The organism is Nocardiopsis sp. EMB25 (assembly GCF_026797795.1).
Lineage (GTDB): Bacteria > Actinomycetota > Actinomycetes > Streptosporangiales > Streptosporangiaceae > Nocardiopsis > Nocardiopsis lucentensis.
In genome coordinates this window covers 4,290,514-4,303,108 of record NZ_JAMTDN010000001.1, presented here as the reverse complement: position 1 = coordinate 4,303,108, position 12,595 = coordinate 4,290,514, and the positions used below count along the sequence as shown (strand labels likewise).

The 12,595-nt window shown below is 71.3% G+C and carries 10 protein-coding genes; 4 read left to right on the top strand and 6 right to left on the bottom strand.

Translation table 11 applies throughout. The annotated features are described in order from the left end of the window. Positions 1-32: 32 nt before the first annotated feature. Both KIK06_RS18645 and KIK06_RS18640 read right to left on the bottom strand, forming a co-directional pair. Positions 33-236 carry a cold-shock protein gene (locus KIK06_RS18645; RefSeq protein ID WP_017597160.1) on the bottom strand — a complete coding sequence of 68 codons (204 nt, stop codon included), beginning with the start codon at positions 234-236 and terminating at the stop codon, positions 33-35. Positions 237-579: 343 nt separating this feature from the next. Further along, entirely contained in the window at positions 580-2,226 is a 1,647-nt protein-coding gene (locus KIK06_RS18640; protein WP_268644439.1) for a dolichyl-phosphate-mannose--protein mannosyltransferase, read from the bottom strand. A gap of 108 nt (positions 2,227-2,334) precedes the next feature. On the opposite strand from KIK06_RS18640, the gene rsmI reads away from it, so the two are divergent. Both rsmI and KIK06_RS18630 read left to right on the top strand, forming a co-directional pair. Next, positions 2,335-3,219, top strand: a complete 885-nt coding sequence (gene rsmI / locus KIK06_RS18635) for a 16S rRNA (cytidine(1402)-2'-O)-methyltransferase (protein ID WP_268644436.1) — start codon at positions 2,335-2,337, stop codon at positions 3,217-3,219. After that, a complete protein-coding gene (locus tag KIK06_RS18630) occupies positions 3,212-3,874 on the top strand; it encodes an AIM24 family protein (RefSeq protein WP_268644434.1) in 663 nt (220 codons plus the stop codon). The genes rsmI and KIK06_RS18630 overlap by 8 nt, the downstream gene beginning before the upstream one ends. A 110-nt stretch (positions 3,875-3,984) precedes the next feature. On the opposite strand, the gene secD is transcribed toward KIK06_RS18630, so the two are convergent. Both secD and KIK06_RS18620 read right to left on the bottom strand, forming a co-directional pair. Further along, complete coding sequence (secD, locus tag KIK06_RS18625) at positions 3,985-6,633, bottom strand: protein translocase subunit SecD (RefSeq protein ID WP_268644432.1); 2,649 nt, start codon at positions 6,631-6,633, stop codon at positions 3,985-3,987. Between the two features lie 70 nt (positions 6,634-6,703). Beyond that, positions 6,704-7,144 carry a hypothetical protein gene (locus KIK06_RS18620; protein ID WP_268644430.1) on the bottom strand — a complete coding sequence of 147 codons (441 nt, stop codon included), beginning with the start codon at positions 7,142-7,144 and terminating at the stop codon, positions 6,704-6,706. 377 nt (positions 7,145-7,521) lie between these two features. On the opposite strand from KIK06_RS18620, the gene metG reads away from it, so the two are divergent. Both metG and KIK06_RS18610 read left to right on the top strand, forming a co-directional pair. Next, positions 7,522-9,351: a methionine--tRNA ligase gene (gene metG / locus KIK06_RS18615; RefSeq protein ID WP_268644428.1), complete on the top strand. Its 1,830-nt coding sequence runs from the start codon at positions 7,522-7,524 to the stop codon at positions 9,349-9,351. Further along, complete coding sequence (locus tag KIK06_RS18610) at positions 9,338-10,261, top strand: TatD family hydrolase (RefSeq protein WP_017597153.1); 924 nt, start codon at positions 9,338-9,340, stop codon at positions 10,259-10,261. The genes metG and KIK06_RS18610 overlap by 14 nt, the downstream gene beginning before the upstream one ends. Positions 10,262-10,338: 77 nt before the next feature. On the opposite strand, the gene rsgA is transcribed toward KIK06_RS18610, so the two are convergent. Next, positions 10,339-11,460 (bottom strand): ribosome small subunit-dependent GTPase A, encoded by a 1,122-nt coding sequence (rsgA, locus tag KIK06_RS18605; protein WP_268644425.1) that lies wholly within the window; start codon positions 11,458-11,460, stop codon positions 10,339-10,341. Between the two features lie 226 nt (positions 11,461-11,686). Continuing rightward, positions 11,687-12,589, bottom strand: a complete 903-nt coding sequence (locus KIK06_RS18600; protein ID WP_268644424.1) for an MHYT domain-containing protein — start codon at positions 12,587-12,589, stop codon at positions 11,687-11,689. Positions 12,590-12,595 lie beyond the last annotated feature (6 nt).

The window sequence follows — 12,595 nt, the reverse complement described above, 5'->3', positions numbered from 1 at the left end:
GCGAGCGGAGGGCCGGTGAAGACGGATGGCGATCAGATCGCGCGAACGTCAGACGCCTGCGGGCCCTTGGGGCCCTGGATGATGTCGAACTCGACCTTCTGGTCCTCCTCCAGGTTCCGGAAGCCGGTACCCGCGATCGCCGAGTAGTGGACGAACACGTCGGGCTGTCCGCCACCGACGGCGATGAACCCGAAACCCTTCTCAGAGTTGAACCACTTCACGGTGCCCTGAGCCATGTGCTCTCCCTTGGGGACTACTTCGGGGCCGCACCCTGCTGGCCCCGGGTCGCCGGGCGCCGTATCGGCGAGACCATCCCCGACGAGCGCCCACGTGCAGTTCCGCGAGGCGCCTCGGGCATCCATGGAAACAACAACAGCAACCAGTCGTTGACATTACCAGGACGCGTGCCCGCTGCCGAGTCCTTTCCCGCAGGAATCCATGTTCTCGGGTGTCCTCTTTCGGCTACTCCAAACTGTTGATTTCCCACGCCGGTGGTACTAAAGGAGACGAACTCCGCGGTCGGAAACACCGCCTTCACCCGGTGCGGGCCGCCACGCTCGGGCGACGCTTCCCCACTGGTCAGGAGCCCCCGTTGCCGTAGATCCACACGTCGAACCACAGCCGTTCCCGCCAGCTCGCCTCGTCGATCGGATAGGCCGAGAGGACCGGGTACAGATACGCGAAGTGCGCGATGATCAGCAGCATCACGACACCGAAGACGATTCCGCCCACGGCACGCGCATAGGGGGCGAAACGCGGGCTCTCCTCCCCGGGGCCCATGGCCAGCCCGAGCATGAGCACGATGGCCAGGACCAGGAACGGCAGGATCGGCAGCGCGTAGAACAGGAACATCGGACGGTCCGGGTAGGCGAACCACGGCAGCCAGCCCGCGGCCACCGCCAGCACCACCGCTCCGGCACGCCAGTCGCGGAAGGTCACCCACCAGCCGATCATCACCAGGAGGGCGATGATGGCGGTCCACCAGATGACGGGCGTGCCGATGGACACGATCGAGGTCACGCAGTCACCGGTGCCGCAGCCCACGGCCTGGCCGTTGTAGTGGAACATCACCGGGGTGCGCATGATGAGCCACTCCCACGGCGCGGAGATGTAGGAGTGGTCGCTGGTGAGGTTGTTGTGGAAGTTCATCATCCGGGCGTGGTAGTCCCACAGGCTCACCAGCCCCTCCAGGGGCGCGCTCAGCGGCCCGGGCACCCACGCGGGCAGCAGGCCGTCGGCGTGGTCGCGGTTGTAACCGCCACTGGTGAACAGCCATCCCGACCAGGAGGCGAGGTACACCACCGCGGCCACGACGACCGTCTGCAGGAACGCGGGGACGGCGTCGATCCCCAGCCACCGCCAGAACGGGCGCTGCTGCCCCACGTTGCGCCGCGCCCCGTAGTCCCACGCCACAGTGAGCAGACCGAACGCCGCCACGAAGAACAGTGCCGACCACTTCGTGCCGATCGCCAGACCGAAGCACAGTCCGGCGGCCAGGCGCCACCAACGCGCGCCCAACCACCCCACCCGGGTCACGTCCGCCCCGGACTCCGCGACCCGCGCCAGCCGTTCCCGGGCCGCGTCACGGTCGATCACCAGGCACGCGAACCCCGCCAGCAGCCACAGCGTCAGGAACATGTCCACCATGGCGATGCGGCTCAGCGTGAAGTGCAGCCCGTCCAGCGCCAGGATCACACCCGCGGTACAGCCGAGCAGCAGCGAACGGGTCATCCGCGTCGCCACGCGCACCAGGATGAGCACCGTGAACACCCCGGCCAGCGCGGAGGCCGCCCGCCAGCCCTCGGGCGTCATGGACGAACCGAAGGGCAGGAGCGACCACAGCCAGTCGCCGAGCGCGATCATCCACTTGCCGACCGGCGGGTGCACGATGAAGTCGCCCGCCCCGGTGAAGATGCCCTGCTGCCCCTGAGCCAGCAGGTCGTCGGCGCGTTCGACCGTCTCGTGCTCGTAGCCGAACTCCCACAGGCCGTAGGCGTCCTTGGCGTAGTAGGTCTCGTCGAAGTAGATCCGCGGTGGCTCGCCGAGGTTGAAGAACCTCAGGGCTCCGGCGAACAGCGCGACGAGGACGGCGGCCGCCCAACCCAGCCAGCGCGGGCCCGCGCCGGTGGAGGAGGGGCGCGGCAGGCCCAGGCGTTGACGGGTCGGATGGTGCGGGTGGGGCGCCGTGGGAGGCGGGGCCTCGGAGGAAGGTGCGGTGGTGGTCATCTCGGCTCGTAGGTTGGGGTTCGGGCGGTCCGTGTGCGGACGGGCCGCGAAACCGGGTTTTCGGTCGGCATGACAGGCCAACCGTAGCGTGACAGGACGGGGATCACAGTGGTTGAGGGTGTGGCAGGTGCACCGCGAGTCGGGACGTTGACGCTCGCCGGGTTGCCCATCGGGAACCTGGAGGACGCGCCGCCCCGACTCATCAGCGCGTTGGAGGGCGCACGCGTCATCGCGGCCGAGGACACGCGCAGGCTGCGCCAGTTCGCCGCGCGGGCGGGGGTGCGTCTGGGCGGCGCCGAGGGGGCCCGGGTCGTGTCCTACTACGACGCCAACGAGAGCCGCCGGACCGACGAGCTCCTCACCGACCTCAAGGACGGGGTCGACGTGCTGGTGGTCACCGACGCCGGGATGCCCGGCGTGTCGGACCCCGGCTACCGCCTGACCGCGGCCTGCGCGGAGGAGGACATCCCGGTCACCTCCATCCCGGGTCCGTCGGCCGTGACGACCGCGCTCGTGGTTTCCGGCCTGCCCACCGACCGATTCTGCTTCGAGGGCTTTCCGCCGCGCAAGGGGCTGGCCGGATACCTGGCCGACCTGGTGGGCGAGCGCCGCACCATGGTCTTCTTCGAGAGCCCCCACCGGATCGCCGCGACCCTGACGGCGATGGCCGACGCCTTCGGCCCCGACCGCCGCGCCGCCGTGTGCCGCGAGTTGACCAAGACCTACGAGGAGGTGCGCCGGGGCGGGCTCGGCGAGCTCGCCGCCTGGGCGGCCGAGGGCGTTCGCGGGGAGATCTCCGTGGTCGTGGAGGGGGCGCGCCCCGGCGGCGGGTCCGCCAGCCCCGCCGACCTCATCGCGGCCGTGTCCGCCCTGGAGGAGGAGGGCGTGCGTCGCAAGGAGGCGATCTCCAGGGTGGCCAAGGAGGCGGGCGTGCCCAAGCGCGAGGTGTACGACCTCGTCCACGGTGTGGGGCAGGATCAGGGGCATGCGTAGCGAACTCTTCCAGCGAGCCCAGGAGAACAGCGTTCCGGGCATGTCCCTCCAGAACCACAAGATGCTGCGGATCGGCCTCAACGGTGAGGTCCTCGCCCGCCAGGGCTCGATGGTCGCCTACCAGGGCAACGTCGACTTCTCCTACGAGGGCGCCGGCAGCGTCGGCAGGTTCTTCAAGAAGGCCCTCACCGGTGAGGGGATGCCCCTGATGCGGATCACCGGTCAGGGTGACGTCTTCCTGGCCCGCGACGCCTGGGACGTCCACCTCATCGACCTGGAGGGTGACGCGATCACCGTCAGCGGTGACAACGTCCTCGCCTTCGACCCCACCCTGAACTGGGACATCCGACGCGTCGAGGGCGCGGGGATCATGTCCGGCGGCCTGTTCAACACGGTGTTCCACGGGTACGGCCGCGTGGCCATCGCCTGCCACGGCGCTCCGGTGCTGCTCAACGTCGACCAGCCGACCTTCGTCGACACCGACGCGGTGGTCGCCTGGTCCAGCTCCCTGCGGTCCGGGGTGCGCAGGACCATGAAGGCGGGCGCGCTGATCGGCCGGGGCAGCGGTGAGGCCGTCCAGCTGTCCTTCGAGGGGCAGGGCTTCGTGCTCGTCCAGGCCTCCGAGGGAGCTCCGGCGCCCGCGCCCACGGGCTGACCCCGGGGCCCGCCCCGCGCGTACCCGCACATGCGGGAGGGGCCCGGGTACCGTGCCGCGGCACGGTACCCGGGCCCCTCGCGTCAGGAGGGCCAGAGCCCGGACGGGCCCTACACGACGGCGCCGTCGTCCAGCTCGCGGGCCGCCTTGGCGGCGCTGCGCTCCTTGGCCTTGCGCTCCTTGAGCACGTGCGGCGCGGGCGTCTTGTCCCACCTCTGGAAGAAGATGGCCAGCGGGATCGCCACGAACACCGTGGAGACCACACCGGTGCTCAGACCGACCAGCATCGCGATCGAGAAGTCCTGAAGCGAGGATCCACCGAAGAAGGTGAGGAAGCTCAGGATGATGAGCGCGCCGACGGTCGTGTTGACCGTACGCGGCAGTGTGTTGAGCACCGCCCGGTTGGCGATCTCCGGGAACGGGGACTTGTCGTCTCGCGCCCACTCGTCACGTACGCGGTCGAACACCACGACCGTGTCGTTGACGCTGAAGCCGATCACACTGAGGATCGCGGCGAGGAACACGCCGTCGATCGACTTGCCCAGCCAGATGAACAGGCCGATCACCAGGATGATGTTGAACGCCAGCGACAGCATCGTGGACAGGCCGAAGGACCAGCGGAACCGCCAGGCGAGGTAGAGCAGCTGGAGGGTGAGCGCCGCGCCCAGGGCGATCAGTGCCCGGTTGCGCAGCTCGTCACCCATGCTCGGGCCGATCAGCTCGTCGCTGAGCAGTTCCACGCCGCCGGTCGCCTCGTCCAGGGCCTCCTGGACGGACGCGGCGTCGTCGTCGGAGATGTCCCCGGTGCGCACGGCGAGGTCGCCGTCACCGGCCTCCTGCACGACCGCGGTGTCCGAGCCGGGGAAGTCGAGCCCGGCGACGACCTCGCGAGCGTCGTTCACGCTCAGGTCCTGGTCACCGGTGATCTCGTACTCCAGGACCCGGCCGCCGGTGAACTCCACGCCCAGGTTGGCCTCCCGCACGAACGGTGCGGCGACGGCGGTCACGACGATGAGCGCGGCCACGCCCAGGGCGATCCGGCGGGACTTCATCAGGTCCGGGTTCTTGGTGGTCAGCCAGGTGCGCACCGAGCCGATCTTGTTGAGGCCGGTGATCGCCGGGTGCCTGCGCACGACCGCGCGGCGGACCGCCCACTCGACCAGGACACGCGCGATGACCAGGGCGGAGACCATGGAGGCGATGGTGCCGATGCTCAGGGTCACACCGAAGCCCTGGACGGTGCCGGAGGCGAAGAAGAACAGCAGCGCCGCGGCGATGAGCGTGGTGATGTTGGTGTCGAGCACCGCGCTCCACGCCTTCCGGCCGCCCTCGACGAAGGCCTTCTCCAGGCTCGGCGGGATGGCCCGGCGGCGACGGCGCCGGGCGGCCGCGCCCTTGGCCTCCTCGTCGTCGGAGTCCCGCATGCCGGACGCCCGGTTGGCGTCGTAGACCTGCTGTTGGCGCTGGTACTCCTCACGCGCCCGCTCGAAGATCAGCACGTTGGCGTCGATGGCCATACCGATGGCCAGGACGAAACCCGCCAGACCCGGCAGCGTCAGCGTCGCCCCGATCGCGACCAGGGCGCCGTAGGCGATGAGCGTGTAGAACGCCAGCGCCACCGACGCCAGCAGGCCGACGAGCCGGTAGACGAGCGTGATGTACAGGGCGGTGAACGCGATACCCAGGACGGCGGCGATCGCGCTGGCCTGGATGGCGGCGGCGCCCAGGGTCGGGCCGACGGTCTGGCGCTGGACCTCGGTGACCGGCAGCGGCAGCGAACCGCCCTCGATCAGCACCGCCAGCTCGTTCGCGCTCTCGCTGTCGAACTCGGTGTTGGTGATGGTCGTGACGCCCTCACGGCTCCCCGCGCCGCACACGTAGCTGTTGTTGAGCTCCGGCGCGGAGATGATCTCGTTGTCCAGGACGATCGCGACGCGGCGGCGCGGGTCGCCGAAGTCCGCACAGGCGGCCTCGCCGGTGAGCGCGGCCCACTCGTCGCGGCCCTCGCCCCGGAAGTTGACGTCCACGACCCAGGAGGCGCCGGTGGCGTTGTCGAGCCGGGCGTTGGCGCCGGAGATGTGGTCGCCCTGAATGGCGGCCTCGCCGAGCTGGAGGTAGGTCCCGGTGGAGTCCGGGAGCGTCAGGGCGACGTCCTCGGGGTTCTCCGCGGGCTGGCCCTGACCGGCGGTGGGGTCGCCGCCCATGTTGCCGAAGAGCTCGGCCATCTCCTCGTCGGACAGGCCGCCCTCTCCGCCCTCGGTGGCCTCACCGTCGCCGGAGGACTCCTCCGCGCCCTCCTCGGCGTCGGCCGGGGGACGGGCCTCGTCGGCCGTGTCCTGGGGGGCGTTGGCGAAGTCGCCGGGGGCCTGGACCCCCTGGCCGCCCTGGCCGGTGCCCAGGACGGGGTGGATGGTCAGCTGCGCGGTCTGGCCGATGACCTGGGCGGCCTCCGCCGGGTCCTGGACGCCGGGCAGCTCGACGATGATCCGGTTCGATCCGGAACGCGACATGTTCGCCTCGGCGACGCCCATGCTGTCGATGCGCTGGCGCAGCACCTCGATGACCATGTCGGTGTTCTCGGCGTTGGCCGGGGTGCCGTCCGGGCCGTCCTGGGTCTCCAGGACGATCTGCGTGCCGCCGCTGAGGTCGAGGCCCAGGCGGGGCGGGATGAACCACGCCGCGCCGAACGCGACGAGGATGACGAGAAGGGAGATGAGCGCGCGAATCCAGCGCCCTCCGGCTCCCGTTTGACTGGACAAGGGGTGGAACCTCTCACTGCGGATGGTGGATCGCCGGGCGCGTCCGGGGCCGGGCGCGGTCCGACGGGGGTCAGACGAGGACGGGCGCGGTGAGAGGGGGCGCGCGCGTGGGCGGTAGCTCCCCGGAGGTGACCTGTTCGGGCAGGGGGTCGGTGTGCGGACGGGGGAGCGGCCACCACGGCTGCTCCCAGGCCGCGAGCCGGAGCGCGCAACCGGGCACCGCGTCGGGAAGGTCGCGCGGGGTGGCGCGCTGGTCGCAGGTGGCCGGGGTCGCCGCGGTCGTCAGGACCGGACGCTCGCCCGGACCGGCGTGTTCGCCGGGGCCCTCGTCGGTGTCTCCCCCAGCTCTCCCGGCCGTCTCGTCGGAGCCGGCCGTCTCGTCGGAGCCGGCCGTCCGCTCGACACCGGGGGCGCCGTGCGACGTGTGCGCGGAGGCTCCGGCCCCGGCGGCGGCGCCGGAGGCGGTGGGCAGGGAGAGCACGACCATCAGCACCATGCCGGTGATGAGCACGGTGGTGTGGGCAGGGCGGGGTAGAGCACGGATAACCGTGGTGACCACCGCCTCGAACGAAGGACCGGGTTGACTGTGGAGCCGCCGTGCGCCCCGGTCGCGATCGGCGGCGTTCAGCAGAGCATACGGGCACGGTCACGCCCGGGGGAATCGTCCTCCGCCCCCCTGTGGACGACCATCGCCCCTACCCTCGTTCCTACCATCGCCCCCGCCACCGTTCCACCGCCGCGACGGCCACCGTGTACGGCTCCCGCGCCCACCGTGAGGACCACCGGGTGTGGCCGCTTCCGGCCGCGGCCCCGACCGGGCGTCGTCCGGGGCGGGCGACGCCCGTGCCGGAGGGCGCGGTCGTGCCCCGGCGGCTTTAGTCTTGAGACATGTCGTCGAATCGCCACATCCTGACCGCGGTCGCTTGGCCCTACGCCAACGGACCGCGCCACATCGGTCACGTGTCCGGCTTCGGAGTCCCCTCCGACGTCTTCTCCCGCTTCCAGCGAATGTCGGGCAACAACGTGCTGATGGTCAGCGGCACCGACGAGCACGGCACCCCGATCCAGGTGCTGGCCGACCAGGAGGGTGTGAGCGCCCGGGAGCTGGCGGACCGCTACAACCGGATCATCGCCGAGGACCTGGTCGCCCTCGGCCTCTCCTACGACCTGTTCACCCGTACCTCCACCGGCAACCACTACTCCGTCGCCCAGCAGCTGTTCACCACGCTGTACGAGAACGGCTACGTCTTCACGCACACCACCAAGGGCGCGATCTCACCGTCCACCGGCCGTACGCTGCCCGACCGCTACATCGAGGGCACCTGTCCGATCTGCGGTTACGACGGCGCGCGCGGGGACCAGTGCGACAACTGCGGCAACCAGCTCGACCCGATCGACCTCATCGGCCCCCGGTCCAGGATCAACGGCGAGACCCCCGAATTCGTGGACACCGAGCACTTCATGCTCGACCTGCCCGCGTTCGCGGACATCCTCACCACGTGGCTCAAGGGCAAGGAGGGCGACTGGCGTCCCAACGTCCTCAAGTTCTCCCTGAACCTCGTGGAGGACCTCCAGCCCCGCGCGGTCACCCGTGACCTCAACTGGGGTGTGCCCATCCCCCTGGAGGGCTGGTCCGACAACGCCAACAAGCGCCTGTACGTGTGGTTCGACGCGGTGATCGGCTACCTGTCCGCGTCCATCGAGTGGGCCCGGCGCATCGGGGAACCGGACGCGTGGCGCGCCTGGTGGCAGAGCGAGGACGCCCGCTCGTACTACTTCATGGGCAAGGACAACATCGTCTTCCACTCGGTGATCTGGCCCGCCATCCTGCTCGGCGCCAGCGGCGAGGGCGACCGCGGCGGCGACGCGGGCGGTCTGGGCTCCTTCAACCTGCCCACCGAGGTGGTCTCCAGCGAGTTCCTCACCATGGAGGGGCGCAAGTTCTCCTCCTCGCGCCGCGTGGTGATCTACGTGCGCGACTTCCTGGAGCGCTACTCCGCCGACGCCCTGCGCTACTACATCATGGCCGCCGGGCCCGAGACGCAGGACACCGACTTCACCTGGTCGGAGTTCGTGCGCCGCAACAACGACGAACTGGTCGCGGCCTGGGGCAACCTGGTCAACCGGTCGATCTCCATGGCCGCCAAGAACCTCGGCGAGATCCCTGCGGCGGGCGAGCTCACCGACGAGGACCAGCGGGTGCTGGCCGAGTCGCGGGCGGCGTTCGCGGCGGTCGGGGAGAGGCTGGGGCGGTCCCAGTTCAAGGCGGCGCTCCAGGAGGCGATGCGCACGGTCGCCGAGGCGAACAAGTACATCTCCGACCAGGCTCCGTGGGCGCTGAAGAAGACCGACCCGGAGCGGATGGCCACCGTCCTGCACGTGGCGCTCCAGCTGGTCAGCGACGCCAACACGCTGCTCACGCCGTTCCTGCCCGCATCGGCCAACAAGGTGTACGCGATGCTCGGCGGCACCGGCACCTGGTCGGGCATGCCCCGTCTGGAGACCGGCCACGACACCATCGGCGGCTCCGAGGAGTCCGTGGACTACCCGGTGATCACCGGGGACTACGCGGGCGACGAGGCGCGCTGGGAGTCCCGGCCGATCGTCCCCGGAACCCCGCTGAGCCGTCCGCAGCCGCTGTTCGCCAAGCTCGACCCGTCCGTGGTGGACGAGGAGCTGGCACGCCTGGGCCTGGAGGGCGCCGATGGCCAGGCGTAGCGGCAAGGCGGTCAAGGAGCGCAACAGCCAGACCCCGCCGCCCGTGCCCGAGCCCCTGCGCGTCCCGGTGGCCGACAGCCACACGCACATGGACATGCAGACGCCCGGGGTCGAGGAGATCATCCGGGTGGCCGAGGGCGTCGGCGTGACCCCGCTCATCCAGGTGGGCGTGGACCTGCCGTCGTCGCGCTGGGCCGCCCAGACCGCCCAGGCGCACCCGGGCAGGGTGTGGGCGGCCGTCGCGCTGCACCCCAACGAGGCGCCGCGCATCGTGCACGGCGACGGAGCCACGGGTGTGGAGGTCGACGACACCGACTGGGCGGGCAAGGCCCGTCCGGGCGGCGGCTACGAGGGCCTGGCGGAGGAGCTGGCGGGGATCGACGCGCTGGCCGCCCTGCCGCACGTGGTCGCGGTCGGGGAGACCGGCATGGACACCTTCCGCACCGGCCCGGAGGGGGCGCGTGCGCAGGAGGAGTCCTTCCGACGCCACATCGACATCGCCAAGCGCCACGGCAAGGCGGTGATGATCCACGACCGCGAGGCGCACGAGGACGTCCTGCGGATCCTGTCGGAGGAGGGCGCGCCCGAGCGCGTCGTCTTCCACTGCTTCTCCGGTGACGCCGACATGGCGAAGGTCTGCGCGGAGCGGGGCTACTTCATGAGCTTCGCGGGCAATGTGACCTTCGCCAGCGCCGAACCCCTGCGCGAGGCGGCCCGGGTGGCGCCGCCGGAGCTGATGCTCGTGGAGACCGACGCGCCGTTCCTGACGCCCAAGCCCTACCGGGGACGGCCCAACGCCCCCTACCTCATCCCGCACACGTTGCGTTCCCTGGCACAGACCAAGGGGATGGACGAGGACGAGCTGGCCGCGGCCGTCGCCGACAACGCGCGGCGCGCCTTCGGTATCTGAGTCGGCCGCTTCGGCGCCCGAACCGACGGACGCCCGGCCCCCTGACGGGGAGGCCGGGCGTCCGCGCGGGTGAACGGTCAGAAGGAGTGGCCGCGCTTACGCCGCCGAGCGTCCCTGGCGACCTTGTCGTTCGCCTTCCAGCGCCGCTTCTCCTCCTCGCGCAGCCGCCGGTCGGCCCTGGACCGGTTCCGCTCGGCCTCGCGCCGGAGTTTGTTCCACCGCTCCAGGCGGCGGGTGTCCAGCTCGCCCTCGTCGATGGCGGCGACGACCGCGCAACCGGGCTCGGGGCCGTGTGAGCAGTCCGCGAACCGGCACCGCGCGGCGAACTCCTGGATGTCGTCGAAGGTGCGGTCGACACCGGTCGCGTCGCCCGGGACGTCGATCCGGCGCACGCCGGGGATGTCCAGCACCAGGGCTCCGCCGGGCAGGGTGAGGAGCTGGCGGTGAGTGGTCGTGTGCCGTCCGCGCTTGTCGTGGCGGATCTCGCCGGTGTCCATCAGGGCGCGTCCGGAGACCGCGTTGACCAGGCTGGACTTCCCGGCGCCGGAGGTACCGAGAAGGACCCACGTGCTGCCGGGCAGCAGGCGCGCGGCCAGATCCTCCAGACCGGTTCCGGTGTGGGCGCTGACGGTGTACACGTCGGCGCCGCCCGCGACGGATTCGACGAGTTCGACCACCTCGGGGAGGCGGTCGCCGGCGAGTTCGGCCTTGGTGACCGCGACGACGGGGGTGGCCCCGCTGGCCCAGGCCAGACTCAGGAAGCGTTCCAGACGGCCCACGTTGGGCCCCTGGTCGGCGGCCTCGCAGATGAGGACGGCGTCGACGTTGGCGGCCAGGACCTGGTCGTGGGAGTCGGTGGCCACGCCCTGGCGGACGAGGGCCGAGGCGCGTTCCAGGACGGCCTCGATCAGCCAGGTGCCGCCGGAGCGGCGTACCGCCACCCAGTCGCCGCTGGTCGGGGCGCTGGCGGGGTCGGTGCGGGCGGCCCGGCGCACGGCGGGGGAGTGTTCGGCGGTCTCGGGCCTCGGGAGGAGGACCTGTGCGCCGCCCCTGCGTGCCGCGCAGACCCGGGCGGGCAGCAGGACGTGCTGGCTGGTCAGGGCGACGGAGTCGAAGGCGGCCTCGACACGGGGGGTCCAGCCGAACGGGGCCAGGGGGTGCGACGCGGAGGCGTCGGCGGAGTGGTCGTGAGTGCTCACGTCGGGCTCTCTGTGACGGCGAGCCCTGTTGAGGAGGGTGTTCCTCAGGGCTCGCGGACGATCTTCAGGATGGGCTGGGGGTGGAACGTGAACTCAGCCATGGCGTCGTCCTCTCCGTCGTCGGTCGGCCCCGTGGTACGCGGAGCGTACGGGTCCGCCGATTGTAGGCCGGTCGGATTCGGTGGGGCCAGCGGTTTTTCGGGCGCGGGTCGGCTTGGCGCGGGGCTCAGCGCCGGCGGGGCGTCCACACGTCGTCGTCGGGCGAGGGCGGCCGTGTGCCGCCGCGCGCCGAGTGCCGGGGTGTGTAGGAGGCGGCGTCGGCGTCGGCGCGGCCGCTCCCGAGCCGTCCGTCTCCGTCGCGCCGCTCCTCCCCGCGCGTGGTCGGCGCGCCCGGGGCGGTCCTGCCGCGGTCCTCCGCCGCGAGCATGAGGACGAGGCTGCAGATGAGCAGGAACACGAACAGGCCCACGATGAGCGGTAGCAGTAGGTCGTGGGCGCTGGACCCCGACGGGGCGGCACGCCGTCCCTCGGAGGCGGGAGGCGCGATGTCGACCCCGGCCATCGCCGTGTAGTGCATGGCGGTCACGGCGGCGGCCATGACCAGGGAGGCGCCGACGATCACGGGGGAGCCCCTCAGCCGGGAGGCGAACCACAGGGCGGCGGTGGCCGCCACCAGGGCGATGGCGGTGGCCGCGATCACGTGGCCGTGGTCGTGGCGCATGGTCCCGACGAAGTTCATCGAGGCCATGCCCATGTAGTGCATGGAGACGATCCCGATCCCGGAGATGAGGCCGCCCACGACCAGGCGGGCGTTGGTCGGCCGGGTGACCGTCAGGGCCAGGGCGACGGCCATGACCGCCACGGCGAGCGCGCCGCTGCCCACGGTGAGCAGGGGGTCGTAGCGGATGATGACGTCCGGCACGGAGTAGCCCATCATCGCGATGAAGTGCATGGACCATACGGCGGTGCCGCCGAGGGAGAGGGCGGCCAGGGCCAGCCACACCCAGCGGGCGCCGCTGACGGTGAGGCGGGCGCGCGCGGCGAAGGAGAGGCCGAGCAGAGAGCCGATGACGGAGACGGTGTAGGCGATCGTGGGGGTGAGGGCGTTCTGCGCGAGGTACTGGACCACTGGTGC